At 63.4% G+C, this 24,771-nt stretch carries 25 protein-coding genes, 1 tRNA gene and 1 pseudogene; 5 read left to right on the plus strand and 22 right to left on the minus strand.

Translation table 11 applies throughout. The features are described 5' to 3' along the window. The 7 genes from kdpB to M1248_RS08325 all read right to left on the minus strand — a co-directional run bounded on the left by kdpB (window position 1) and on the right by M1248_RS08325 (window position 6,138). Entirely contained in the window at window positions 1-2,142 is a 2,142-nt protein-coding gene (gene kdpB, locus M1248_RS08295) for a potassium-transporting ATPase subunit KdpB (RefSeq protein ID WP_317148052.1), read from the minus strand. Between the two features lies 1 nt (window position 2,143). Then, window positions 2,144-3,814, minus strand: a complete 1,671-nt coding sequence (gene kdpA, locus M1248_RS08300; RefSeq protein WP_317148053.1) for a potassium-transporting ATPase subunit KdpA — start codon at window positions 3,812-3,814, stop codon at window positions 2,144-2,146. Then, window positions 3,815-3,916, minus strand: a complete 102-nt coding sequence (kdpF, locus tag M1248_RS08305) for a K(+)-transporting ATPase subunit F (protein ID WP_232076172.1) — start codon at window positions 3,914-3,916, stop codon at window positions 3,815-3,817. Window positions 3,917-4,118: 202 nt separating this feature from the next. Then, on the minus strand, window positions 4,119-4,748 hold the full coding sequence (locus M1248_RS08310) for a hypothetical protein (protein WP_317148054.1): 630 nt from the start codon (window positions 4,746-4,748) through the stop codon (window positions 4,119-4,121). Window positions 4,749-4,940: 192 nt separating this feature from the next. Beyond that, entirely contained in the window at window positions 4,941-5,180 is a 240-nt protein-coding gene (locus tag M1248_RS08315) for a hypothetical protein (RefSeq protein ID WP_317148055.1), read from the minus strand. Between the two features lie 218 nt (window positions 5,181-5,398). Next, window positions 5,399-5,474: transfer RNA gene (locus M1248_RS08320), tRNA-Leu, on the minus strand. A 1-nt stretch (window position 5,475) separates the two neighbouring features. Next, entirely contained in the window at window positions 5,476-6,138 is a 663-nt protein-coding gene (locus tag M1248_RS08325) for an HNH endonuclease signature motif containing protein (protein WP_317148056.1), read from the minus strand. 603 nt (window positions 6,139-6,741) lie between these two features. Here M1248_RS08325 and M1248_RS08330 point away from each other — a divergent pair. Together M1248_RS08330 and M1248_RS08335 are read left to right on the plus strand one after the other, a co-directional pair. Continuing rightward, window positions 6,742-7,098 carry a hypothetical protein gene (locus M1248_RS08330; protein WP_317148057.1) on the plus strand — a complete coding sequence of 119 codons (357 nt, stop codon included), beginning with the start codon at window positions 6,742-6,744 and terminating at the stop codon, window positions 7,096-7,098. 121 nt (window positions 7,099-7,219) lie between these two features. After that, window positions 7,220-7,584 (plus strand): annotated as a pseudogene (locus tag M1248_RS08335) (TetR family transcriptional regulator); the annotation flags it as partial. A 57-nt stretch (window positions 7,585-7,641) separates the two neighbouring features. Here the strand turns inward: M1248_RS08335 and M1248_RS08340 are convergent. Next, entirely contained in the window at window positions 7,642-8,499 is an 858-nt protein-coding gene (locus tag M1248_RS08340; protein ID WP_163730521.1) for a mycofactocin-coupled SDR family oxidoreductase, read from the minus strand. Window positions 8,500-8,563: 64 nt separating this feature from the next. After that, complete coding sequence (locus M1248_RS08345; protein ID WP_163730520.1) at window positions 8,564-9,367, minus strand: SDR family NAD(P)-dependent oxidoreductase; 804 nt, start codon at window positions 9,365-9,367, stop codon at window positions 8,564-8,566. Between the two features lie 91 nt (window positions 9,368-9,458). On the opposite strand from M1248_RS08345, the gene M1248_RS08350 reads away from it, so the two are divergent. Then, window positions 9,459-10,265 (plus strand): SDR family NAD(P)-dependent oxidoreductase, encoded by an 807-nt coding sequence (locus tag M1248_RS08350; RefSeq protein ID WP_317148058.1) that lies wholly within the window; start codon window positions 9,459-9,461, stop codon window positions 10,263-10,265. Window positions 10,266-10,281: 16 nt separating this feature from the next. Here M1248_RS08350 and M1248_RS08355 read toward each other — a convergent pair whose 3' ends face one another. The 7 genes from M1248_RS08355 to M1248_RS08385 form a co-directional block, all read right to left on the minus strand. Continuing rightward, window positions 10,282-10,731 (minus strand): nuclear transport factor 2 family protein, encoded by a 450-nt coding sequence (locus M1248_RS08355; RefSeq protein ID WP_317148059.1) that lies wholly within the window; start codon window positions 10,729-10,731, stop codon window positions 10,282-10,284. Window positions 10,732-10,747: 16 nt separating this feature from the next. Continuing rightward, the gene (locus tag M1248_RS08360) at window positions 10,748-12,037 is read right to left on the minus strand and encodes a DUF427 domain-containing protein (protein ID WP_317148060.1); all 1,290 of its coding nucleotides are present in this window, start codon (window positions 12,035-12,037) and stop codon (window positions 10,748-10,750) included. Window positions 12,038-12,121: 84 nt separating this feature from the next. Further along, on the minus strand, window positions 12,122-12,424 hold the full coding sequence (locus tag M1248_RS08365; RefSeq protein WP_163730516.1) for a hypothetical protein: 303 nt from the start codon (window positions 12,422-12,424) through the stop codon (window positions 12,122-12,124). Beyond that, window positions 12,421-13,947: a fatty acid--CoA ligase family protein gene (locus M1248_RS08370; protein WP_317148061.1), complete on the minus strand. Its 1,527-nt coding sequence runs from the start codon at window positions 13,945-13,947 to the stop codon at window positions 12,421-12,423. Before M1248_RS08370 ends, M1248_RS08365 begins: the two co-directional genes overlap by 4 nt. Next, entirely contained in the window at window positions 13,944-14,702 is a 759-nt protein-coding gene (locus M1248_RS08375; protein ID WP_317148062.1) for an SDR family oxidoreductase, read from the minus strand. The genes M1248_RS08370 and M1248_RS08375 overlap by 4 nt, the downstream gene beginning before the upstream one ends. After that, on the minus strand, window positions 14,699-16,168 hold the full coding sequence (locus M1248_RS08380) for an aldehyde dehydrogenase (protein WP_317148155.1): 1,470 nt from the start codon (window positions 16,166-16,168) through the stop codon (window positions 14,699-14,701). Before M1248_RS08380 ends, M1248_RS08375 begins: the two co-directional genes overlap by 4 nt. A 105-nt stretch (window positions 16,169-16,273) precedes the next feature. Beyond that, entirely contained in the window at window positions 16,274-16,885 is a 612-nt protein-coding gene (locus M1248_RS08385; RefSeq protein WP_317148063.1) for a TetR/AcrR family transcriptional regulator, read from the minus strand. A 212-nt stretch (window positions 16,886-17,097) separates the two neighbouring features. On the opposite strand from M1248_RS08385, the gene M1248_RS08390 reads away from it, so the two are divergent. Next, window positions 17,098-17,907, plus strand: coding sequence for an SDR family NAD(P)-dependent oxidoreductase (locus M1248_RS08390; RefSeq protein WP_163730512.1), 810 nt, complete (start codon window positions 17,098-17,100; stop codon window positions 17,905-17,907). A 2-nt stretch (window positions 17,908-17,909) separates the two neighbouring features. Here the strand turns inward: M1248_RS08390 and M1248_RS08395 are convergent, their stop codons facing one another. The 6 genes from M1248_RS08395 to M1248_RS08420 all read right to left on the minus strand — a co-directional run bounded on the left by M1248_RS08395 (window position 17,910) and on the right by M1248_RS08420 (window position 23,594). Then, window positions 17,910-19,043, minus strand: a complete 1,134-nt coding sequence (locus M1248_RS08395) for an acyl-CoA dehydrogenase family protein (protein ID WP_317148064.1) — start codon at window positions 19,041-19,043, stop codon at window positions 17,910-17,912. A gap of 1 nt (window position 19,044) precedes the next feature. After that, window positions 19,045-19,719 (minus strand): nuclear transport factor 2 family protein, encoded by a 675-nt coding sequence (locus tag M1248_RS08400; RefSeq protein WP_163730510.1) that lies wholly within the window; start codon window positions 19,717-19,719, stop codon window positions 19,045-19,047. Beyond that, on the minus strand, window positions 19,716-21,341 hold the full coding sequence (locus M1248_RS08405) for a class I adenylate-forming enzyme family protein (RefSeq protein WP_232076170.1): 1,626 nt from the start codon (window positions 21,339-21,341) through the stop codon (window positions 19,716-19,718). Before M1248_RS08405 ends, M1248_RS08400 begins: the two co-directional genes overlap by 4 nt. Window positions 21,342-21,404: 63 nt before the next feature. Further along, window positions 21,405-22,151 (minus strand): SDR family oxidoreductase, encoded by a 747-nt coding sequence (locus M1248_RS08410; protein WP_317148065.1) that lies wholly within the window; start codon window positions 22,149-22,151, stop codon window positions 21,405-21,407. Continuing rightward, window positions 22,141-22,764 (minus strand): TetR/AcrR family transcriptional regulator, encoded by a 624-nt coding sequence (locus M1248_RS08415; RefSeq protein ID WP_317148066.1) that lies wholly within the window; start codon window positions 22,762-22,764, stop codon window positions 22,141-22,143. The genes M1248_RS08410 and M1248_RS08415 overlap by 11 nt, the downstream gene beginning before the upstream one ends. A 5-nt stretch (window positions 22,765-22,769) precedes the next feature. After that, window positions 22,770-23,594, minus strand: a complete 825-nt coding sequence (locus tag M1248_RS08420; RefSeq protein ID WP_317148067.1) for a MaoC/PaaZ C-terminal domain-containing protein — start codon at window positions 23,592-23,594, stop codon at window positions 22,770-22,772. A 99-nt stretch (window positions 23,595-23,693) separates the two neighbouring features. Here M1248_RS08420 and M1248_RS08425 point away from each other — a divergent pair, with 99 nt between their 5' ends. Next, window positions 23,694-24,767 (plus strand): LLM class flavin-dependent oxidoreductase, encoded by a 1,074-nt coding sequence (locus tag M1248_RS08425; protein WP_317148068.1) that lies wholly within the window; start codon window positions 23,694-23,696, stop codon window positions 24,765-24,767. The last annotated feature ends 4 nt before the right edge of the window (window positions 24,768-24,771 follow it).

The raw sequence follows: 24,771 nt of genomic DNA on the forward strand, positions 1-24,771 counted from the left end.
TCACATTCCTGGGAAAAGTTGGACGACGAGGTCGATCAGCTTGATGCCGATGAAAGGGGCGATGATGCCGCCGAGGCCGTAGATGTAGAGGTTGCGGCTCAACAGCTTTGACGCACTGGCCGGCGTGTACCGTACTCCGCGCAGCGACAGCGGAATCAGCGCGATGATGACCAAGGCGTTGAAGATCACCGCCGACAGGATCGCCGATTGCGGGCTGTGCAGCCGCATGATGTTCAACAGGTCCAGGCCCGGGAACAGCGCCACGAACAGCGCGGGGATGATCGCGAAGTACTTGGCGATGTCGTTGGAGATCGAGAACGTCGTCAGCGCACCGCGGGTGATGAGCAACTGCTTGCCGATCTCGACGATCTCGATGAGCTTGGTGGGATCGGAGTCCAGGTCGACCATGTTTCCGGCCTCTTTGGCCGCCGACGTTCCGGTGTTCATCGCGACGCCGACGTCGGCCTGCGCAAGTGCGGGTGCGTCGTTGGTGCCGTCACCGGTCATCGCGACGAGCTTGCCGCCGGCCTGCTCCTTCTTGATCAACGCCATTTTGTCTTCCGGCGTGGCCTCGGCGAGGAAGTCGTCGACGCCGGCCTCGTCGGCAATCGCCTTGGCGGTCAACGGGTTGTCGCCAGTGATCATCACGGTGCGGATGCCCATGCGGCGCATCTCGTCGAAGCGTTCCCGCATGCCCTGCTTGACGACGTCCTTGAGATGGATGACACCGAGTACCTCGGCCCTACCATCCTGCACTTGTCCGACGACCAGCGGCGTGCCGCCGGCGGCGGAGATCCCGTCGACGATGTCACCGAGCTGGGTCGGCACGATGCCGCCTTCGGAGCGCACCCACTCGGCCACGGTGCTCGCCGCGCCCTTGCGCAGCTTGTGGTCCTTCAAGTCGACGCCGGACATCCTTGTGGTGGCGCTGAATTCGATCCAGTGGGCCGTATCGAGTTCCCCGGCGGTGCGGGCCCGCAGACCGTACTCCCGTTTGGCGAACACGACGATCGAGCGGCCCTCCGGCGTCTCGTCGGCCAGGCTGGACAGCTGCGCAGCGTCGGCGAGGGTTTCGCCGGATACACCGTTCAGCGGCACGAAGGCCGCGGCCTGCCGGTTGCCCAGCGTGATGGTTCCGGTCTTGTCGAGCAGCAGGGTGTTGACGTCGCCGGCGGCCTCCACCGCGCGGCCCGACATGGCGAGCACGTTGCGTTGCACCAGGCGGTCCATTCCCGCGATGCCGATCGCCGACAACAGTGCGCCGATCGTGGTCGGGATGAGGCATACCAGCAGAGCCACCATCACGATGCCGCTGACACCGTAGCCGTTGAGCGCCAACGAGTCCGCGACTCCCGGATTGTTGGCCTTCGAGTAGATCGCCAGCGGTTGCAGCGTCGCGACGGCGAACACGAAGATGATCGTCAGCGAGGCCAGCAGGATGTTGAGCGCGATCTCGTTGGGCGTCTTCTGCCGGTTGGCGCCCTCCACGAGCGCGATCATGCGGTCGATGAAGCTCTCTCCCTGCTTCTGGGTGATCTTCACGACGATGCGGTCCGACAGCACGGTGGTGCCGCCCGTGACGGCCGAGCGGTCACCGCCCGATTCGCGAATGACGGGTGCGGATTCACCCGTGATCGCCGATTCGTCCACCGAGGCAATGCCTTCCACGACATCGCCGTCGCCCGGGATCGGCTGGCCCGCCTCGACCACCACGATGTCGCCCTGCTGCAACAGCGGCGCGGCGACCGCTTCTTCACGGCCGGGTGTTCCCGGTGCCCAGCCGACGAGGCGCCGAGCCATCGTCGCCGTCTTGGTCTTACGCAGTGACTCGGCCTGCGCCTTACCGCGTCCTTCGGCGACGGCTTCGGCGAGGTTGGCGAAGATCACGGTGAGCCAGAGCCAGACCACGATCAGCCACGCGAACCAGGACGGTTCCATGACGGCGAGCACTGTGCTCCAGACGGCGCCGATCTCGACGATGAACATGACGGGATTGCGCCACAGGGTGCGGGGGTCGAGCTTGCGCAGCGCGTCGGGCATCGACTTCCACAGCATCTTCGGGTCGAGCAGCCCGCCCTGAACTCGCCTGGGCGCGTGCTGTTTCGGCTGTGCGGGCACAGTGTCGATGGTGGGTGCGGACATGTCAGTGGATTCCTTCGGCGAGGGGTCCCAGCGCGAGCATGGGAAGGAAGGTCAGGGTGACCAGGATCACCGTGACGCCGGCGACCATGCCGACGAACTGCGGCCGGTAGGTCGGCAGCGTGCCGACGGACTCGGGTGTCTTGCCCTGTTTTGCCAGTGAACCGGCGAGCGCCAGCACGAAGATGATCGGCAGGAACCGGCCGAACAGCATGGCCAGCCCGAGTGCGGTGTTGTACCACTCGGTGTTGACCGAGATCCCGGCGAACGCCGACCCGTTGTTGTTGGCGGCGGAGGTGAAGGCGTACAGCACTTCCGAGAGGCCGTGCGGTCCGGTGTTGAGCATGCCTGCCCTTTGACCGGGCATCGCCATCGCCACCGCCGTGCCGGTCAGCACGATCAGCGGTGTGATGAGGAAATACGTTGCTGCGAGCTTGATCTCACGCGGTGTGATCTTCTTGCCGAGGTATTCCGGCGTGCGGCCGACCATCAGGCCCGCGACGAACACCGTGATGATCGCCAGCACGAGCATGCCGTACAGGCCCGAGCCCACGCCGCCGGGTGCGACCTCGCCGAGCTGCATGTTGAACAGCGCCATCATGCCGCCGAGGCTGGTGTAGGAGTCGTGGAACGAGTCGACGGCGCCGGTGGACGTCAACGTCGTCATGCTGGCGAACACCGCCGAATCGGGGACGCCAAACCGTTGTTCGACACCTTCCATCGCCGAGCCCACGGCGGTCGGGACCGTGCCGTGCGCTTGCACCTGGAAGGTCATCATCAGCGTCACGCTGATCAGTGCGATGACCGACATGGCGGCCACGATCGCGTAGCCCTGTTTACGGCTGTCGACCATGCGTCCAAAGGTCCGCGGCAGTGAGAACGCGATGCAGGACAGCAGGAAGATCTCTATCCAGTTCGTCCATGCGGTGGGGTTTTCGTACGGATGCGCGGAGTTGACGTTGAAGAACCCGCCTCCGTTGGTGCCTAGCTCCTTGATGACCTCCTGGCTGGCGACCGGGCCTCCGGGAATGGTCTGCTGACCACCGGCCAGCGTCGAGGCAATCTGCGTATGCAGGTCGAAGTTCTGGACGACTCCACCGACGATCAGCACGATGGCGCCGATGACGGAGAGCGGCAACAGGATTCGAATGACTCCGCGGATGAGGTCGACCCAGAAGTTGCCGAGTTCTGACGTGTTGCGGCGGGCCAGTGCGCGCACGAACGCCATCGCCACCGCCATACCCACCGCCGCCGAGACGAAGTTCTGCACGGCCAGACCGGCCATCTGCACCAGGTGGCCCTGGGTCGACTCCCCCGAATAGGCCTGCCAGTTGGTGTTGGTGACAAAGCTGACCGCGGTGTTCCACGCCAGCGCGGGGGTCATTTCGGTGCCCGGGTCGTTGAGATGCAAGGGCAGCTTGCCCTGCACCAACTGGAAAATGAACAGGAACAGCAAGCTGATCGCCGAGAACGCGAGCACACTGCGGGCGTAGGAACCCCAGGTCTGTTCCGCCTTGGGGTCGGCGCCGATTAATCGGTAGATGACGCACTCACCGCGCAGGTGCCGTTCCGAGGAGTAGACCCGGTACATGTAGTCGCCCAGCAGCACGTGGACGACCGCGAGGCCGACGATGAGCGAGATGAGGAACAGGATCCCCGCGGTGGTGGTGCTCACTCAGAACCTCTCGGGGAAGAGCAGGGCGGCGAAGAGGAACACCGCGATGAGAACCGCCAGCACGAGCCCGATGACGTTTTCGATCACAGACCCTCGACCCACTTCTGAATCAGGCCGAAGACGGCGAAGACCGCCACCGTCAACGCGATGTACACCAGGACGGACATGACACTCCGAGATGTTTACGGGTCGCCGTATTTCGGCGGCCCATAGAAGGATCGCCCCAGCTCAGGAGGTCAATACCGGCCTTAACGGATTCTTGACGGCCCCGTCCCGGCCTTTAACGGTTTCCGTCGCCCGGCGCTCAGCGAGAGCGGCCGAACCGCCGCTTCGTCGGTTTCGGTGCCTGGTAAGAGTCCTGAATCCAGGCGTCCCACGTCGCTTCGGATTCTCCTCGGACAGGGCTGTTGCTGACATGCCAACCGAGGGCTTCGACTTCCGTTGTCGACCAACGAATTAGCGTGCCGTCGCCGCCGATCTCTTGCGCCAGCAGAACCCGCTGGTCGCTTTCCAACCCGTCGCTGAACGCTTGCATCGCGTTCTTCAGGCGGAAGTAGGGGACGGCGTCGTCGAACTCCCGGCAGAGTTTCGTGAGTTCTCGTCGCGCATGGTCGAGCAGGGTCGTCGGCTCTGTTTCCTCCGGCTCGGCGGTCGTTGCGTCGACCTGGGACGTGGGTTGCGCAGGCTCGCCGTACTTGGCGCGCAGTGCCTCGACCTCGGCCGTGGCCGCCAGTGCCCTCTCCCGCCACCATGCGAGGTGGTACTGAATCAGCTTCTCTTCGCATTCCGGACAGACCGCGTCCGCTTGCGTCAGGGTCGTCGCAACCACGATCGCCGCTCCGCAGAGCGCGTGGTCGTCGCGCCGGTCGAGGTAATCCGCGTGGTGTGCCACCGAAGCGGATGCCTCCCGTATGTAGGTGTGGGGTGGCTCCACATAGGCGAACATAGTTGACAACGCGCGGAGATGGTCCCGATCGGGCCCGGCTCTCAGGCACCTCGGATGAGAACGTTCTCATCTCGCGATCTCCCTGGCGAAATGCGGCTACCGATTGCTCTGGTCATGCGAACACCCGGCTGACGCGAGAACGCCCGCTGTCCGAGGGCAGCGGGCGTCATGGCGCGGCGTTCAGTCGAAAGCCGCGAACTGGCGTTCTACGTTGTTGCCGAAGTTCTCGAACTGGCGCTCGGTTCGATCGCCGAAGTTCTCGAACGGCTGCTCGACGACGTCCTCGAATTCGACGAAGGGGAAGAAGGCGGGTGCGGTGTCGACGCGCGGGGCCTCGGCCAGCGCGGTGCCGGCACCGGCAACGGCCATGGCGCCAAAGGCGGCGCTGACGAGAGCGAGCTTGACGATGTTGCGGTTCATGGTTGATCTCTCCCTGTTTGGTTGGTGGTGGGTGTTGATAGCGAGAGTGGGCTGAACTACTTGGGGTGTTCTTGGAGACTGAACGCCCGCCGCCCGGTAATAGGCGGGCACCCGACCTCGGCCGACCCTCGGGGTTCATGAGAGTAATAGCCATGGCGGCGGGTTCAGCACCACGCTGCGGTCGGCATCCGTCGGTCAAACGGGACCCGCCGAGACGGTGGGGACGGTGGGACTCGAACCCACAAATGTCAGGCGTTTTAAGCGCCCCGCCGATGCCAATTAGGCTACGTCCCCTCTAGGCGGTCGAGTCTAGTGCGGAGGCACAGCTCTTGTTCTTGCCTCTGAAGTTCGGCGTGAGCGCATGACAGTTGGGGCACAGCAGTCGAAGGTTCTGCAGCGCGTTGTTCTGATGGTTGCCGTCTATATGGTCCAACTCCAGAGGAATCGGCTGGCTCATCCAGCTATCGAGCTCGCAGCCGGAGCACCTACGCTCGAAAACGCCTTCGTTGATGAGGCGCCGGCGCAACCGATCAGACTGAATCGGATACGTGTTCGATAGGAAGTCCTCGATCGGTCGCAGGCGATGCGAGACCCTCTTGCCTTTCGCCCAGGACTGCCCGGCGAAGTGGGATGTATCGAGACCGAGGCGGTCGATGGCTCGGCGGAGGACACGGTAGTTGCCGCCTTCCGGCACGACACCCAGCAGCTTGAGCGCGCCGGCAATGGAAACGGACTGCCTCACCGCCTCCCGATACTGCTCATCGCGGATCTTGTAGCGTCTGATGCGATTTGGTTCGGACGTTTGGGCCAAGAATGCCTCGGCCTCAACGGTGGTCTTGAAGCGTCGTCTCAACCGTTTCCTCTTACCGTTCATGTAAACCGCAGCTCGAACTTCATATCGGATCTCGCCATTCGAGAGTTCAATACGAATAGGTCTGCGTTCGAGCCGGTCAATCACCTTGTCTTCCGCTTTCGCTCACCACGCCAAACACATCATGACGGTCGGGTCTGACTACGGGGGAGGTTAGTTCAGCGCACCGACAGGAGGGGTGACGTCCAAGGAGTGGCAGCTTCTCGGTCACGCGAAGGTGCGACATTCACCGACCGCGACGGGATGCAGCGATCGGATCGGCTGGGCAGTTCGTAGGTGATAGCCCGCTACGCATGGGGCCCCGCCCATGGCGAGCAGGGTAGTTCGGCTTTCGGGGCGACTGCGTCAGTGTCACGACGCTGTCACATCTCACGCGTGATAGCCGCGAATGCTGACGAACGCGGTGAACGGTATCTGCTGTTAGAAGCAGGTAATTGAAACATCCACGAATACCGGCGCACGTGCTTCGGCCGACTTAAAATCCGCCAAGTGTGAGTTCGAGTCTCACTGGGGGCACACCATTGGTGCGCATCGCCTCGGGCCGAAGTTGCTTACCGGTCGGACAGGAAATCCTCCCCGTCGAGGGGCTAATTCTGGCCCAACGGCGATTACACGGTCCCCGTGATCTCAGAAGAATTCCTCCCGTGAAGCGGCGCGACCGCGCCGCCAACTAACCACGAGGAGTAGAGAATGACAACTAACAAGCACGCCGCGACCCGCCGAATCGCGCGCGTCGCCCGAGCCGTCGGCGCCGTTTGCATTGGCCTTTGTATTGCGCTCGCATCAGCCGTCGGCGCCAGCGCCGAGGAAAAGCAGACTGAGGCGGAAATCAAGGCTGGGTGCAAGGAAGCCAATGGCCGGTACGAAACCAGTTCGGGCCCGAAGGGTCGGGTCTCGACGTGTTCGTACAAAACGATCGACGGTACGACCTGGATCGACGTGTACGTCGACGGCACTTACACAAACACCCTGAACGAAGCCAAGCCGGAAATTTCCACGCCGCCGCAAGTATCCAATTCGGATCTTGCACCGCCGCGGTTTGGTTAGCGGTGACCGGTGTTACTGCTGTGGCGAAAGCTCATCGCGCTGCCCGTGCTCGGCCAGTGTCGCCGTCCAGTGTCGGTTCGAGTCCGACCTGGAGCGCCGATCGAACCTGCAGCGGTGGCGCGATCTAGTCACACAACACGTCGGCGGACTCAAGGATCCGGTTTCTGAAGTCGTCGAATGCGTTTCGTTCGCGATCGAGAATCTCGCCGGGGATCCGCAACTCGAGAGCCTGTTGACTCGCTGAGCCGAGGACGAAGAGGTCATTTCGCTAACCGCTGACACGCCAATACATTCTGCCTGTCGGTCTTTCACCGCCCTGATGTCGATTGGAAGCTTCATGGCTTGGATGTCACCGAACTTGGCGAGCTGGCCGAAATGACCTTGCGCACTGTGCAATCTCTCCTCACCGATCCCAGACCTCAAACGCGCGGCGGAGTCGCACTCCGCCGCTTCGTTGCGCGGTGGCTGGGTCCAGCGATCCTCTAACTGCGGATGACATCGCTGCTATTTGCTCGCACAAAATCCATGCGCGTGCAGAAACGCTTACATGCCCATTTTCAAGCCAGCGCCGGCATCGATGAACAGTTGTTGCCCGGTAACGTAACGAGACTCGTCCGACGCGAGGTACACCACCGCGTGCGACACATCCTCGGTCTCTACGTAGGGGACCGGCATTGCCTGCAGGACCGGAAAGACCAACTCTGCGTCTTCTCGCGAAGGTTCGGGCAGGTCCGGCCGGAAGGTGCGATACATCGGCAGGTTGTGCAGCATGTCCGTGTTGACGTTCGTGGGATGGACCGCGTTGATCCGGATGTTGTGCGGCGCCATCGTCAAGGCCAGCGCCTTCGTATAGTCGCGGACCATCCTCTTGGCCATGCCGTAGCCCGCCCCGCCAGGGCCTTGCGGCCCTCCGCCAGTCGCGAGATCCTTCTGGTCGACGAGTCCAGCGATGGAACCCGTCACAATTACCGACCCGCCGGCAGTCAGGTGGCCGAGGCCGACGTGGATGGTGTTGACGACGCCGACGAAGTCAACGTCGAATGCGTCGATGAAGCCCTGATACGGAATATGGTTGCCCTGCGGGCAGATCCCCGCGTTCGCCACGACGACGTGCAGCCCACCCAGTTGCGCAACGGCGTCATCCAGCGCTCCCTTGAGACCTGCGCGGTCACGCACATCGACCACAGCCGTCACCACCCGCTGCCCTGACTTCTCGATGAGCTTCGCTGTCTCGTCGAGGTCCTCGGGAGTGGCAAGCGGGTACTCGTTCGACTCGATGTCGGCGCAGATGTCGACGGCGATGATGTCGGCGCCCTCGTCCGCGAGGTGGACGGCGTGGCTGCGCCCCTGGCCGCGGGCCGCTCCAGTGACGAGGGCGACCTTGCCCTTGAGACGGTTCATGTGTGCCTCCGTTGAGTCAGTTCATCGATAGAATTCGTGCAGCAGGACCGCTTGGCCTCGGCGTCTAGCCGAAGTTCGCCTGCATGTGCTCGCCCAAAGCGGCTACTACTTCAGCACGCGGCAGACTGGCGTTTGCGGCAAAGCTCGCCTCGATGTGGTCACTTGCGTATCCCCTTGGGCCACTGCCGAACACTTCGTAGAAGCGCGCGGCGCATTCCTCAGGGCTCTGCGCGCCCGCAGCGCGCAAGCTCGATTCGACGTCAGGCGTGACGTCCATGTTGCGACGGAACTCAGGGGTCAAGGTCGTGCCGATGATGTAACCCATGACGTCAACGCCGGAACCGCGCAGCTCGTCCCACAGACCTTCCGCAAGAAGCAACTCATAGGCCTTGGCGGCTCCATAGGCGGCGAAAATGCGTAGGCCCTGGAGTGCACCGCCGGAGGAACACAGCGCAATACCACCGCGCCGGCGTTCGACCATCTTGGCAGCGAGCGATTTGGTGAGCAGCGTGGGGACCGTACAGTTCATGTACACATTGCGTACGAGTTCGTCGTCTGGGGTATCGAGGAACAACCCACGAGGCTCGGCGGCGGCGTTATAGATGAAGAGTCCGATCTCGAGATCGTCGACACCCTCGATCACGTGCTGAACCGCATCGGGGCCGCTGAGATCCACCGACAGCGTGCGCGTCTGAACACCGTAGGTTCGCTCGATGTGGGCGGCGACGTCGGCCAGCTTCGATTCGGTGCGCGCGATCAGCACGACGTTGCACCCCCGCTCGCCGGCACCGTTGGCGAGCGCGGCGCCGAGACCTTCCGATGCGCCCGCGACCAGCGCCCAGGGACCGTATTTGTCGTTGAACAGCATCCACTTCTCCCGGTTCTCCGAATGAAACAATAGAGCATTCAGTGTCTAGTCGTATAGTGCCTATGCAGACATTCGTCGTCGAGGAGGCCCGATGGTTCTACGCCGTGATGCGGTGTCGCTTGCCGGTCACGTTGCCGTCGTGACCGGCGGTGGAGCGGGCATCGGCAGGGCAGTGGCATCAGCGTTCGCCGAGTTCGGGGCTCGCGTGGCGATATGGGAGAAGGACGCCGCCCAGGCGACCGAGGCCGCCGCGGAGGTGGACGGACTGGCCTGCGTGGCCGACGTCCGCGATCCTGAGCAGGTCGACGCTGCGCTGGCCGAAACGGTGGGCGAATTCGGCACGCCGACAATTCTGGTGAACAACGCTGGTGGCGTTTTCTGGTCCGGTCTCCTCGAGACGACCCCCAACGGCTGGGATTCGTTGATCCGCATGAACCTGACGCAGGTGATGCTGTGCACTCAGCGGGTGGCTCGCGCCATGGTCGATGCGCAACTGGGCGGCAGCATCATCAACGTCAGCACGATCGAAGGCGTGCGCGCAGCACCCGGCTTCGCCGCATATGCGGCAGCGAAGGCGGGGGTACTCAATTTCACCAAGACGTCTGCGCTCGAGCTCGCATCACACGGTATTCGGGTCAACGGTTTGGCACCCGACTTCACCCTCACCGAGAGTCTTCGCCGAATGGCGCCGAACGGCGAGGAGAATGCCAAGCTGATGGTGCCGCTCGGCCGTGCCGGCCATGTCGACGAGATGGCTGGAGCCGCAGTGTTTCTCGCGAGCGATCTCAGTTCTTACGTCACCGGTCAGACGCTGCACGTAGACGGCGGGACCAGCGCGGCGGGTGGGTGGTATCACCATCCGGACAGCGGGCACTACGTGCTCGGCCATGTCACGTGAGCATCGTCCCATTCGACTACCAGTCCCCGAGCACCTGTCGGTCCTCGGTGGCGTCGACGCACACTCTTCGGTGGACGATGCGCCAGCCGCGGTCCTCGCTGACCGCGTAGCGGTCGATGTATCTGATGTGCATCACCAGATCGTGGCAGGAGCCCTGTTCGTCAGAACTGAAGTGATGTGCAGTGCAATAGACTTCACCGATTGCACGTTCACCGTCCACTTGGAAAAGGCCCTGTCCGAGCACGTGCGCGGTGCGGGGAAAGCGATTCACGATCTCGATGATGCGTTCGAGCTCGCGATGACCGTTCAGGTTGCCCGGCCGCTTTCCAGGCTGCTCTACGCGCATGGTGGCGTCTACTGCGAAGACACTGAGCAGGCCGCCGATGTCGCGATGGTCTATCGCCGCTGCATAACGGCGGCAGAGGGTTTCCAGCTCGAGGTTTGGCGCGGCGTATCGAAGATCCATAACTGCTGAAAGCCAACTACATCGCCGTCCGGCTGTCGTGTCCCATGTCTGCGGGACTGCGGCCGAACGCTCGGACCATGGCCTGAATGGTGTAGGAGGCGGCGAGGCGGCCGTCACGGGTGTGCACCCGCCCGTCGCCCTGCACGAGTCCTCGTCCTGACCAGAATGCGCAATTCCTGTACAGCAGCCATTCACTGACATCCGCGTCGTCGTGGAAGGCAATGGTGGCCTTCATGATTCCGGTGGACAACGTGTCGTGCGCGCGAGCCTCACCGAAGCCGCGGTGGGGCAGCATGCCTGCAGCGATGGTCCAGTGCGTCGTCGACTGCGCCAATAGCGCCTGATGTAGATATTGCTCATCAGGTGCGTCCCTAAATCGGACCCAGGCGTCGATCACGGGTGGTCCGACCCGCTCCGGGTCGGGATCGTATGCGGCGTCGACGACCCTGATCTCCCGGCCGGGCATCCCGAAGCCGGCGAACTGCACAGCGGCTTCCGGGCCGGGGGTGTCAGGCATTGGTGCGCTGTCGCGCATGACGTCATCGGCGCCGGAGTCGGCGAGAAGCAACCCAACACTTCGCAACGCCCCGTGCTGGCTGATCCGCACCTCGGCGGTCGAGAACGTTCGACCTTGGCGCAGAACATCGACATCGACATCGACAGGCGCGGTGAACGAAGCAGCCTTCGTGAATATCATCGATATCGATGTGACCCGTTGTCCAGGAAGGGCTTTACTGGCAGCAACAATGGCTTCTCCGGCGAACTGACCGCCTTCGACGACGTCGCGGCGAGTCGGGCCATGAGCCGGACCGATGAATTTGCAGTCCGACGCGGGTTGAACATCGATGAGCCGCAGTAGCTCGTCAGCATCGCCCCAAAGTGGAAACGTCGCAGGTACCTCGGTACCGTCGGGCCATCGATCGACCACGATGATTCGCATATCAAGGTCGTAGAAAGACACATAACCTTTCAGCCCGGCAACTTCTCGCAGCGGCGCACGATAGGTCCACACGGCATTCGCGCTCGGTTGGTGCGGGCCGATGAGGTTCCAATAATCGGCCCGTCCCTTGAAAGGGCACACCGTGGTGTGCTCCGACTTTTCGAAGTGCTGCCACTGAACCGACGATTCCGGAAAGTACAGCCTGTCCGTGTGATCAGTTTCCGTCACGATAAGACAGGCATCGCTTTCGGCCAGCAGTGTGTCGCCGGCCCAGACCTGTCCCGTCAGCCGGCAGGGCGTCAGGTCGATTCGGTAGTCTGGGTACTCGGGCCAAAGCGATTCGACGTCATCGATCATGTCGGCCATGTGATGCCCTTTCCGCGTTCATTTGTCAGGTTGCATCCGATCGAACCGTTTGCTTCGGCGGCAATGACAAGAGCCATGATCCGTCTAATCGCTGGCGGGCAATGGTTTGGCTTCCTTGATCGCCAGAGGCGTCGATCCGATCGACAGTGAGCCTGCGCCGGCGTTGGTCACCAGCACCTCGGCCCCCGCGCCGTCGACATATCGTTTGCCCATCTGCGTGCCCCCGGCGAGACCGTCGTCAAGCGCCAGGCTCGTATCGATCTCATCGCCGACGGGAATCATCGGCGAACCACCTGCGCGTAGGTCGTCGAGCGCCTCCGAACTGCGCACGATGATGACCTGGGTTTCGCACACCTGACTTTTCAGTCGAGTGCCGTTCTTGATCATGTCGACTCCTTGGCGTCGGCGTTCAGTTCATCAACGATCTGGCGTCGCAGGACCTTGCCGGTGGCGTTGGTGGGCAGTTGACCGCGAAAGACGACACGGTCCGGAGTTCTCGATCCCCGCAGTCGTTCGCGCACGAAACTCCGTAGCTCCTCGGGTTCGGGTGCGAATTCGCCGTCAGGCACGACGACGGCGACGATGATCTGACCCCACTCGTCGTCATCGGCGCCAACCACGACACACTCCCGTACGCCAGCATGTTCAACCAAGACGTCTTCGATCTCGGCCGGAGCGATGTTTTCGCCGCCGCGGATGATGGTGTCGTCGGATCTGCCCCCGATGAACAGATAGCCGTCTTCGTCAAGGAATGCGACGTCCTTGGTGGGGAACCAGCCGTCCGCGTCGAGCACCGACCCGATGCCGGTGTAGCGGCCCGACACCTGCTCGCCGCGGACGAACAACTCGCCGGGCTCGTCCGGCCCCAGCACGGTGCCATCCTCGGCTCGGACCTGCACCTCGACCGTGGGGACGGGCCGGCCAACCGACCCCAACCGACGTGACGTTGCGGGGTCGCTTGACGCCAGCGCGTTGCGATGGTCCTCGGGGGTGAGCACGGCGATGGTGGAACTGGTCTCGGTGAGACCGTAGGCGTTGACGAATCCGACATGCGGCAACAGTTCCAAGGCCTTGCGCACCAGCGGCGCAGCGACTTTCGATCCGCCATAGGCAAGCGTGCGCAGCGAGGGCAGTAGGGGAGACCCATCGAGCCCTTCGAGTACGGTCACGATCCTGTCCAGCATCGTGGGAACCACTGTTGCCGAGGTGACCTTTTCGCGATTGACCAGTCGGACCCATTCGATGGGGTCGAAGTTGTTGAGGTAAACCATCTTACGCCCGGCATACAGATTCGAGAGGGCGGCTCCGACGCCGGCGATGTGGTAAGGCGGTACGCAGATCGCGGCGGCGTCACCGGGTTCTGCCGACGCGAACTCGACGGTGCCCATGACGTAGCTGGTGAGGTTGTTATGCGTCAACTCAACGGCTTTGGGTGCTGATGTCGTGCCCGAAGTGAACAACACCACAGCCACCGAATCCGGGTCGGCGAACTCGGCCGCTGGTGCCGATATCCGCGCCGCGGTGATGAAGTCAGCAGCGGAAAAGATCTGCGCGGCGTGGCCCGCCAAGTCTCCGACCACAGCGCGGTACTCGTCGTCGACGATCACGACGGGCTTCGGGAGCCGCCCGATCAGCGTACGGACACCGTCCGCGGACAGCCGATAGTTCAACGGGGTGACGGGGACGGCAGCCCGTGCCGAAGCGAACACCAGCAGCGGGAGCATCACCCCACCGGCGCCGACGTACGCGACGTGTTCGGCCCCCGAAGCGCTGATCACGCCGGCAGCGCCGTCGGCGAGGTCGCTCAGTTCGGCGATGGTCAAGCGCAAGTCACCGGACACCAACGCGGTGCGATCAGGCTCGGCGAGCGCCGCTTCCTGAGCCATCTCGAGCAGGAGTGAAACGCTCACGGGCGCAACGGTCCCGATGGCGACTTGACGACGAGTGATTCCAGGCCGACCTCCGGGAAGTCCACTACACTGCCGAAGACGCCCGCCAACACTTCGGCGACGTCTTCCGGTGTCATCCTGCTCGCCTGGACAAGACCGCGGGACATCCACTCGCTCGCAACTTCGCCGAGCACGTCCGGATCGAATGCAGACGTGAAATCCGTCGGGACAGTGCCGCTTACCTCGACACAACAGAATCTGTAGCCCGGATTCTCCAGGCGCCACGAGACCAGACACCGCTCCAGCGCAGCTTTGCTCGACGAGTATGCCCCCAGCGCGGAGTGAGGATTGCGCACCGAATCGGAGGACATCGCGGCGACGATCGCCGAGGGCGTGAGAATGGGCAGATGGGCACGGATCGTCTCGTGTACACCAACCACGTTCGTTTCGAAAACGTCGCGCCAGTCGTGAGTGTCGGTGTCGCCGAGCTTCTTCAGCGGTGCGTATCCGGTACTGATCATCAGCAGGTCGACTTCGCCCAATTGCTCGCGGGCGACTGCGGCGACGCGGGCACAATCTTCGGGTCGGCGCACATCGGTGACCGCCGGTGTACCCGAGCCGACCTCAGCGATGACTTCGGCGAGCTTGTCGGTGCGTCGAGCAGCGACGACAAGCTGCGCTCCTTCCTTACCCGCGCGGATCGCGAAAGCCTTGCCGATGCCGGCTGAAGCGCCGACGACGACGACCCGTTTACCCGACAGCGACCGCACGGTCACGATGCCCGTTGCGCAATCGACTTGATCTCCAGGTACTCCTCGAAACCGGCCACGCCCATCTCCCGTCCGATGCCGCTCTGCTTGTAGCCGCCGAACGGAACGTCTACCCCGTAGAACACCCCGCCGTTGACGTTGACCGTGCCGGTTCGAATGCGGTTGGCCACCGAGCGCGCTCGGTCGTCTGACGCGCTCACCACCGATCCGGACAGGCCGTAGCGCGAGTTGTTGGCGATCTCCACGGCATGGTCGTCACCGTCGTGCGGGATGGCAACCAGGACCGGCCCGAAGATCTCCTCTTGGGCGACTGTGGCATTCGGATCGACATCGGTGAGCAAAGTTGGCTCGACGTAATAGCCGACCGGCAGATGCGCGGGTATGCCGCCGCCGACCGCCACCGTGGCGCCTTCGTCGATCCCTTTGCGGACGTAACCGAGCACCCGCTGCCGCTGTTGCTCGCTGATCAGCGGACCCATGAGGACAGATGAATCAGTGGGATCACCATACGACCAGCCTTTGAGCATTTCGGCCAACGCGTCGACACCCTCGCGATACTTGGCTCTGGGCAATAGAAGTCGTGTGGTGTTGGCGCAGCCCTGTCCGGCGTGAGTGGTTGCGGCGAACGCCGCCGAGGTGACTGCCGATCCGATATCGGCGTCGTCGAGTGCCACGAGCGCCGATTTGCCGCCGAGCTCGAGGAACACCTTCTTGATGGTGGCCGCCGCCGCCATCATGATGCGGGTGCCCGTTGCCGTCGAGCCGGTGAACGAGATCATGTCCACGCGCGGATCTTCGCACAGCTGCTGACCCACGTCATGGCCCGCTGAGGTGACCACGTTGACAACGCCAGACGGAATATCGGTGTGCTCGGCAATGAGATGCCCGAGAAGCGTTGCACCGTAGGGTGTGTCGGGCGCCGGTTTGAGTATCACGGTGCTGCCCGCGGCCAGTGCGGGCACCATCTTTGCGAGGTTGATCTGCACCGGGTAATTCCAGGGAGTGATCGCTGCGACGACGCCCACCGGTTCCCGGCGTACGGTGCGGCGGGTTTTGATGCCGAACGGCTCGGCGATACCGAGGTCGGTCTCCCACGCGTAATTCTCGGCAAGATCGGCAACCCAGGGCAGCCCGGCCAGGGGCGCGTCGATCTGCGGGCCGTAAGTCAGCGCCAGCGGGCAGCCGACCTCGGCGACGGTTGTGCTGCGAAACTCGTCGGCATGCTTGACCAGAGCCTCGTGCAGTTGCCGAATGCACCGCACGCGCAGATCGTGATTTGTCGACCAGTCGGTGGTGTCGAATGCCCGCCGCGCGGCCGAGATGGCCGCGTCCATATCCGCGGCCGTGCCGTCGGCCGCGGAGCCGATCACCTTCTCCGTCGCCGGGTTGACGTTGTCGTATGCGCCACCCTCCCGTGCCCCGACGAGTTGGCCGTCAATCAGCATCCGCTCTTCGCGCCAGATCTCCGTCATGGTCTCCTGTCCTCTGACCTGCGCGTGCGAGGTTTGCACCACACGATCATACAGAACAGTAATACAAGAGTTGTTCAGTTGAACAGACAGAATCGCGCCGTGGGGTCAGCGCAATCCGTTGACGGCGAACTTCTCGACGTACTTGCGTACGGTCTCGGGCTTGGACATGTCGAAAGTCTGCGCTTCGTTGACCGTCGAGAAGGAGTAAATCATTCTCGCCAGCCACTCGCTGGCGGCCGTGACGTCGATGCCCGAGCCGACCTCGCCGCGCTTCTGCGCCTCGCGAACATAGGGCACCAGGAACGCCGTGGTTCGCCGGACCGCGGAATCACCATCGGAAATCATGTGGCGCATCAGCTCTGAGTCGTCGGCCATCAGGCGGTTGCGGGTGCGATGGTCCAACAAGATGACCGCGTGAGTCTCGGCCATTGCTCCAAGCTTCTCCGCAAGGGTCGACTTCTTGGCCATGGCCGCAGCGACCTGCTGGTAGAACTTCTGGGCGCCGAATTCAATCGCCGCATCGATCAGCACGTTGCGGTCCTCGAAGTACCGGTAGACCGTGCCCCGCGATACGTTCGCCATCCTGGCGACGTCCTGCACGCTGGTGCGATGGATGCCCAACTGGGTGAAGCACTGGTTGGCCGCCTCAAGGATCTGATCCTGACGGTCGTACTCTTCTTGCGCCTCGATGTCGGCCGTGGCCCGTTGGGTCGCCATCCCGCTCCTGTCCGGTAGGGCCTGCTAGACGGCTCAGATCGACCCTGCCAAGTATTCGATCCTACGCGACATGGTGTGTTCCTGTGCGCTGCCGCGGTGCGGCTGTGTCGTCCTTAGCTGCGGTGGCGATGCCCGACACCGCTAAACATCATGACATAGTTCGTCATAGTGTTCAGTGCTCGATTTCGCCACCATACCGGGAGGTTGACTGCGTGGAACTCGGAGTAGAAGGCCGCAACTACGTGCTCGTCGGCGGGACCACCGGCATGGGATACGGCGCGGCCCGGGCGTTGGCCGCCGACGGCGCGAACGTCGCGCTGCTCGCACGCGACGGTCAACGCGCCGAGGAGCGTGCACAAGGACTGGCGACAGAGTTCGGAGTCCGGGCCGTGGGGATCGCCGTCGACGCAACCGAGAGCGGAGGAGCAGTCGATCGCGCCGTCGACCGCGCGGCAGAGGATCTGGGCCCTCTACGAGGACTTGCCGTCACCGCAGGACCGATGAACCAGCAGGGCCCATTCCTCGAACACGGCGACGACTCCTGGGATTGGTACTACCAGCTCATTCTGATGGCGACCGTGCGGTCGTGTCGTGCGGTCATCCCGCATCTACAGCGCAACGGCGGCGGCACCATCGTGACCACCGCCGCATATTCGGTACGAGCCCCCAAGATTCTCATCCCGCCCTACAACGCGCTGAAGGCGTCTGTGCTGACGCTGTCCAAGATCATGGCGAAAACACACGGCCCCGACGGTATCCGTGTGAACGTGGTGTGCCCCGGTCTGTTCGACACCGAAACGAACGACCACATTCGAGAGCATCGTGCACAGCAATACGGTGTGCCGCTCGAAGATGCGATTTACACCCATCTGTCGAGCAATCCCGACTGGAATATGAGAGTGGCGCTGGGACGCGGCGGAAGACCCCACGAGGCAGGCGAACTCATCGCGTTTCTGCTCGGCGACCGAGCGGCATACATGACCGGTGCGGTCATCAACATCGACGGCGGCACCGACTTCTGAACTCAGATGTCGATGCTGTCGGCCAGCAGTCCACGGTGAAAGCTCGGGTCGCCGAGCAACATCGCCGACGATCTCGCTCGCTTGTAATACATGTGCGCGGGATGTTCCCAGGTGAATCCGATACCGCCGTGCAACTGGATGTTGGCCGCTGCGGCGCGCGCGTACACGTCCGAGCAGTACGCCTTGGCCAGCGCTGCCGCCGATTCGGACTCAGTGGGAAAGTGATCAATGGCGTGGACGGCGTATTGCGCTACGCCTCTGGCGCATTCGATGTCGAGCATGAGATCGGCGCAGCGGTGTCGAATCGCTTGGAATGAGCCGACAGGTCTACCGAACTGGCTACGGACCTTGACGTAGGCGACCGCCTGATCAAGGCACCGTTGGGCGCCGCCGACTTGTTCGTTGGCCAGCGCTGCCGCCGCCTGACTCAACGCGTGGCTCAGCCCGGGCCACGCATCCTCACCGCCGATGCGTATCGCAGCGGTGTCCACGAACTCGATGACGGCTTGACGGCGCGTCGGGTCGAGGGTGGACTGCTCTCTGCGTACCAGGTCATCGGTGTTCTCGACAGCGAAGAGGCCCACGGCGCCGGACGCGGCGCGGGCCACCACAAGCACGAGATCGGCGATACCGCCGTCGGGCACATAGTGTTTGGTTCCCCGAAGCATCCAGTCGCCGCCATCTTGGCCGGCTGTTGTCTCGATGCCATCGCGATCCCATCGTCCGGACCGCTCGGTAAGTGCCAGGGTCGCGATGGTCTCACCGGACGCGATGCCGGGTAGGTACCGTTCGCACGCTTCCTCGTCACCGGAACACATGAGCGCACCCGCGGTGAGCACCGCCGATGTGAAGTAGGGACCGGGCACTAGCGCCCCGCCCATCTCTTCGAGCACCAGACCGAGTTCGGCGAAGCCGAACCCCTCGCCGCCGTACGCCTCGGGAATGATCAATCCCTGCAGGCTCATCTGATCGGCCATGGCGCGCCATATCGTCGGATCGAAGCCCTTTTCCGACGCCATGAGGCGACGAACCTCGGATTCTGGTACGTGGTGTTCGAGGAATGCGCGCACGGTCGATCGGAACTCGCGCTGGTCGTCTGTAAGAGTGAAGACGGTTAAATCGGAGTCGATTGTCATGTCATCCGCTTCTCGGATCGTCGGCGCTTCGCCCCGTCGGACTGACGTGGGGGACAGAGTCGCTTCGCCGCAATGTCTGCAACCATTCGCCGACCGGCGGCGGCGCGGGGACTGCAGCTTCCAGCCGCCCCGGATCGGCCGACCAGAATTCCGCCCAGCTGGGGAACGCGTCATGGAACGTCCCTTTGTGCGCAGATGTGTTGGGCCAGCGCATCTTCTCGGGACCGAGCGGAGGATCGGTGATATCGCTCTGATACCAGAACAGCGGAGTTCGTCGGGCGAAGTACCAACGGCCGTGCCGCCGTTCATATGCATCGAGGTAGGCGAGCAGTTCGATCACCCACGTCGTCTCGGTCTCGAGATCGTTGCGTGAGTAGACCAAGCCGGTCGCATGGTCGGCGTCGTGGACGTCGATCACGTGTGCGAGCGGCCCGTGCGCGCTGCCCAGCAGGTCATGTCGCATCTCGGTGTCGTACCACTGACGCAACGCTTCTCGTCCACGACGTTTACCCGGGACTCCGACGTCCTCGACGAAGAGGTTGACAACAGCATTGAGGTCACGCATGTCCAGAGCCACAGCGTATTTGGCCGCGAGTTGGCGGATCTCGTCGAGCGCTTCGAGACGTTCGACACGAGCGGCGAGCGCCGCGATGGTGTCGCCGGACTTGGCGGTCATGAGAGTGCGCCCGATTCCAAAAGCGTGCTGAGCGCGATCTTGTCGATCTTGTTCGTGGTGGTGTACGGCAGACTGTCCGCGTCCGGCAGCATGACCCACTTCTTGGGCACTTTGTAGGCCGCGAGTTCCGTGCGGCACTGTGCGGCCAGGGCGTCAGCCGACAGGTCGACGCCGTCGTCGAGCACTACCACGGCACTGACCACCGCGCCCTTCGCCGGATCGGGCAGCCCGACGACATAGGCGATGCGCACGCCGTCGATTCTGCTCAGCGTTGACTCCACTTCAATGGGAGCGACGTTGGCCCCCGAGGTCTTGATCATGTCGTCGGTGCGGCCCGCGAAGTAAAGGTGGCCGTCGTCATCGCGATATCCGGCGTCGCCGGTGTGATACCAACCGTCGGCATCGAATACGTCCCGATTACTGCGTCCGACGATGCCGCGCATCATGGCCCAGCCGCGCACACAGATCTCGCCGGCCACCCCGTTGGGCACTTCCTGACCGGTCTCGTCGACGACCTTGTGTTCATAACCCGGTGCCGAAACCCCGAGCGACCCGCGCTTGGATTCCGGCACCTGCTCGTGGGGTGGCCACCAGGTGTGTGAGCTGCACGTCTCGGTCATCCCGAGTTGTCGAACTCGTAGCGACGGGTCGGCAGCACGCCGTTCTGGCGGTAGCAGCACCTGCTGGTAGCCCTCTCGTAGGGCGGACAGATCGGTGGTCGCAAAGTCGGGATGGTTCGTCAACGCGGGACCGACGTGGGGAAAGCCCGTCGTATACGTTGCGCGTTCGGCCGCCAGCAGCCTGAGCACGTCGGCGGGCTCGAACCGATGCTCGGTCAGGATCGTCACTCCGATTTGCATCGGTCCCAGCAGCCCGAAGATCAGGCCGCCGACCCAGAAGAAGGCCATCGGGATATAGACGCGGTCGGTGGGATCCCACTCGTGTTGGCTTGCGATGAAACGCGAATGCGCGATAGCAGTGTTCTGAGAGTGGATGATGCCCTTGGGATTCGACGTACTGCCGGAGGTGTAGATGATGACCATGTCATCCGTCTCGCGCACCGTCGACTCGCAGGCGTCGAGGAACGTTTGCGCGACCGGTTCCGGCCAGTCCTGGGCATCCGGTGCCAGCGAGAAGACATTGCGCAGGTGCGGTAGCCGGTCGGTGAGTACGGGGTTCGCGGCGCCGGGAGCGACTCCGGTGGCCTGCTCGAGTCGGGCCTCGACGTCCTTGCCCAGCAGGGTGGGCACCGACACCACCGTGTGAATATCGGCGTCGCGAAGTAGCCATTCGAGTTCGGGCGGCTGGAAGAACGTATTGATGGGTACCGCCACGGCCCCGATCCGGGTGGTTGCGAGGAACGCGACCGCGAAGTCGGGGCCGTTGGGCGCGAGGATGCCGACCCTGGCCCCCTTGGTCACGCCGGCGGCGAGCAGTCGGCGCGCCATCTCCGCTGACTGTTCGTCCGCTTCGGAGTACGTGATTCGCTCGTCGGTACCGGCTCCGTCCGACGACACGACAAAGTCACTGCGACCGAATCGCTCGACGAGTTCGGCGAGCATCGCTGGCACGACAGCCGGATAGGGAAGAGGGTCGTAAGCGAATGTGCGGGTTGAACTCACCCTGGCCACCTCGATGTGACTGAACAGATTGGCAATGGATGTTTCATCGTACAGCGGTCCCGATCATGGCATCCATTGCCCGCCGGATACTGAGATCATCTGACCGGTGATGTGTTTGGCCGACGGTGAGCAAAGGAATCCGACGGTCTTGGCGATGTCGGCGGGTTCACCGATGGATCCGGTCAGTGTCGTGGCACGCATGGTTTCGAGCTCGGCATCGCTCTTTCGAGAGAGCAACCATGGTGTCGCGGTGGTCCCGACCACCACGGTGTTGACGCGCACGCCGAGCGGACCGAGTTGCACGGCCATCAGCCTGGACAGGCCTTCCACACCAGCCTTCGCTGCGGCGTACGCGGCCGGCCCGGTACGGACACCGTGCGCAGACACCGAACTGATGTTCACGATCGCGCCGGTTTTCTGCTCGACCATCTGGCGTGCGGCAACCTGCGCCATGATGAAGGTGCCGGTGAGGTTGACCGCGACGATCCGATTCCAGTCCTCGTCCGTTTGGTCGAGAAACGTGGCGGGCAACGTCATGCCCGCGTTGTTCACCAGCGCCTGGATCGCGCCGTGAGAGGCCGCAAGCGCGCCGAGTTCGTGTTCGACCGCCGCGCGGTCGGTGATAGACAACTCGACCGGAATGATCAGACCCGACCTGGCGGCATCCCGTTCGGCGGTCTTGGCCAGCGCTTTGGCGTTCACGTCGACCACGGCCACCCGGTAGCCGGCAGCGACGAGCTCGTCGACGATCGCCTCGCCTATTCCACGAGCGCCGCCGGTCACCACCGCCAGCCCACGGTTACCCGACATGGCGGCGCCGATCTTCCTTGACCAGCCGCTCGATGCGGTTGATGGACGGCCGAAGCAAAACGACCGCCTGGCTCATGATCGCCAGAAGGTCGCCGCGTCCGCCACCGGCCACCCACGTGTCGATCGCGGCGCGGTTGGCCCCGTTGACGACGGTGGCCGCCAAGCGCGGGCGCAGATCTGATTCGGCGTCGCTACCGAGCCATCGCGCGACCTCACGCGTCATCTGGTCGATCCAGTCGTCGTTGATGCGCAGCCGCGTCGCGCGAAGCGCCGGGTGACTTGCGTACATCCGGGCCCGCACCACAAAGATCTCCGGCTGTGCGGCGATCGCTTCGGCAACGGAAGCCGACGCCTCAGAAAGCGCCCCCCACAACGTGATCGAGCGCGAAGCGCGAAATCGGCGGGTGGCCTCGTCGAGTCTTTCGGCGTAGCCGTCGAAAAGGATGTCTTCTTTGGCCGCGAAGTGATGAAAGTACGTCCGCGGCGCGACGCCAGCGGCGGCGGTGATCTGGTCGACGGTGGTGGCGTCGTAGCCCTGCGTCTCGAAGAGTTCGACCGCTGCGGTGATGAGCGCCTCACGGTTGCGTTGGCCCCGCATGCGACGTTGATCCATGACTGTCATCCTTGCAGCGTCGCGGTGCCTGCCGACAGGGCAACGACCGAACCCTGACTGGTGCGGAACTGCACGGTCGGGCCCTGCCGCCACACTTCGGTGCTCAAAGGCGCGCCGAGCATCACGGGTTTGGCGAATCGGCAGCTGATCGACTGTAGTGCCGTGGGATCGCCTCCGCCGAGACTGTTGATCACAGCGCGCGCGGCGAATCCGAAAGTGCACAGGCCGTGCAGGAACACATCGTCGAAGCCCGATTTCTTGGCGGCATCGGGATCGATGTGCAGCGGGTTGCGGTCACCGCTGAGCCGGTAGATGGCGGCTTGTTCCGGCCGCACCTCGTCGATGATGGTGACGTCGGAGGGTCCGGTTGGCTCATCTGCGGACGCGGGGCCGCGGTCTCCGCCGAACCCGCCGCCGCCGAGCACCATGGTCTGTCCGACCGCGACGAAGAGTTCGCCGTCGGCGTCGGTCCCGCGAGTTGTCACCTCGATCGCGGCGTGCTTGCCCTTGTCCCACACCGCCGTGACCTCGCCGGTCACTGCCACCTCGCCGCAAGGTTGCACGGGACGAGACACCGACAGCGACTGTCCGCCGTGGACGATGGGAAACGAGCCGAGATCGAGGACGCTGCGCAGATCCTTGACCGCCCACCAGTTTGCCAGCAGGGCAAAGGTCGGTAACACCGCAGGACCACGGCGTTCGTCGAGAAGGCCGAGGTCGTCGGGTGGCCGGGCACCCACCCCCAGCGCGTAGAGGATGGTGTCGGCCTCCGTCCACGCAAACGTCGTCGGATCCAGCTTGGTGCCCACTGCATTCGCGTCAAGGCTCAACGCAACCTCCCGGGTGATCGGACTGAACGTATTGACGATATATGTTCAATCGTGCAATATAGTGGCAGTAACTGCAACTAGTTTCTAGGAGCGATCGGAATGAAGTTCGGCGTATTCATCCTCGGCGACAAGCCCAACCACCTGTCCGACCAGCAGGTGTTCGCCAACGTGCTGGAGGAGGCGCGCTGGGCCGAGGAACTCGGCTACGACGAGGTCTGGCTGGCTGAGCACCATTTCTCGCCCTACGGCATGCTCGCCGACCTCCCGTTGGTTGCGGCCGCGATCGCCGCGCAGACTGAGCGCATCCGTATCGGTACGGCCTGCATGGTCAGCCCGTTTCACAACCCGATTCAGCTCGCCGAGCGCATCGCGATGGTCGATGTGTTGTCCGGCGGGCGGTTCGATGCCGGCTTCGGCCGCGGTTACCAAGCCCACGAGTTCCAGGGCTTCGGCATTTCGATGGACGAGGCGACAGGTCGCTATCAGGAATGTGTTGACATCGTGAACCTGCTGCTCACGCAGGAGAATGTGAGCTACGAGGGCAAGTATTTCCAGCTTGAGGATGTGACCATCTATCCGCGTCCGGTACAGCGGCCCGTTCCGGTGTGGGGCACAGTGATGAAAACACCGTCGAGCTTTGAATGGTTGGCGGACAAGGGTTTTGGCGCGATCATCGGCAATCCCTACACGGTCGACCCGGACCTGCAGGGTGCACTCGACATCTACCTGGAAACCCAGGCCAAGAAGGGGCTTGAGGCCGCCACCGAGAACGTCTGGGCACTCCTTAATGCGTTCTGCCACACCGACGACGGCTTCGCCCGCACCTACCCGCGGGAGAGTGTCGAGCTGTCCATCAAGACGCATCTCAAATACTCGAATCCGTTCGAGCGTGGCGGTGAGATTCCAGCCGATTACAAGGCCTACTCGGACTGGTTCGAGAAGCACGACAAGCAGAGCTACGAGCAGGTGCTCAACTCGCATTTGACCTTGATGGGTGATCCCGAGCGCATCATCACCAAGATGCAGACCGTCATCGACATGGGTTGGCGCAACATCATGCTGCGGATGTCGCGGGGCGGTGCGATGGACCGCGCCAAGGTTTACGAGTCGATGAAACTGTTCTCCCAAGAGGTGATTCCGGCCGCAACCGAGCTCGCAGCGGCCCCGGCCTGACGCT

The sequence above is a fragment of the Mycobacterium sp. 29Ha genome (genome assembly GCF_032883055.1).
Lineage (GTDB): Bacteria > Actinomycetota > Actinomycetes > Mycobacteriales > Mycobacteriaceae > Mycobacterium > Mycobacterium gallinarum.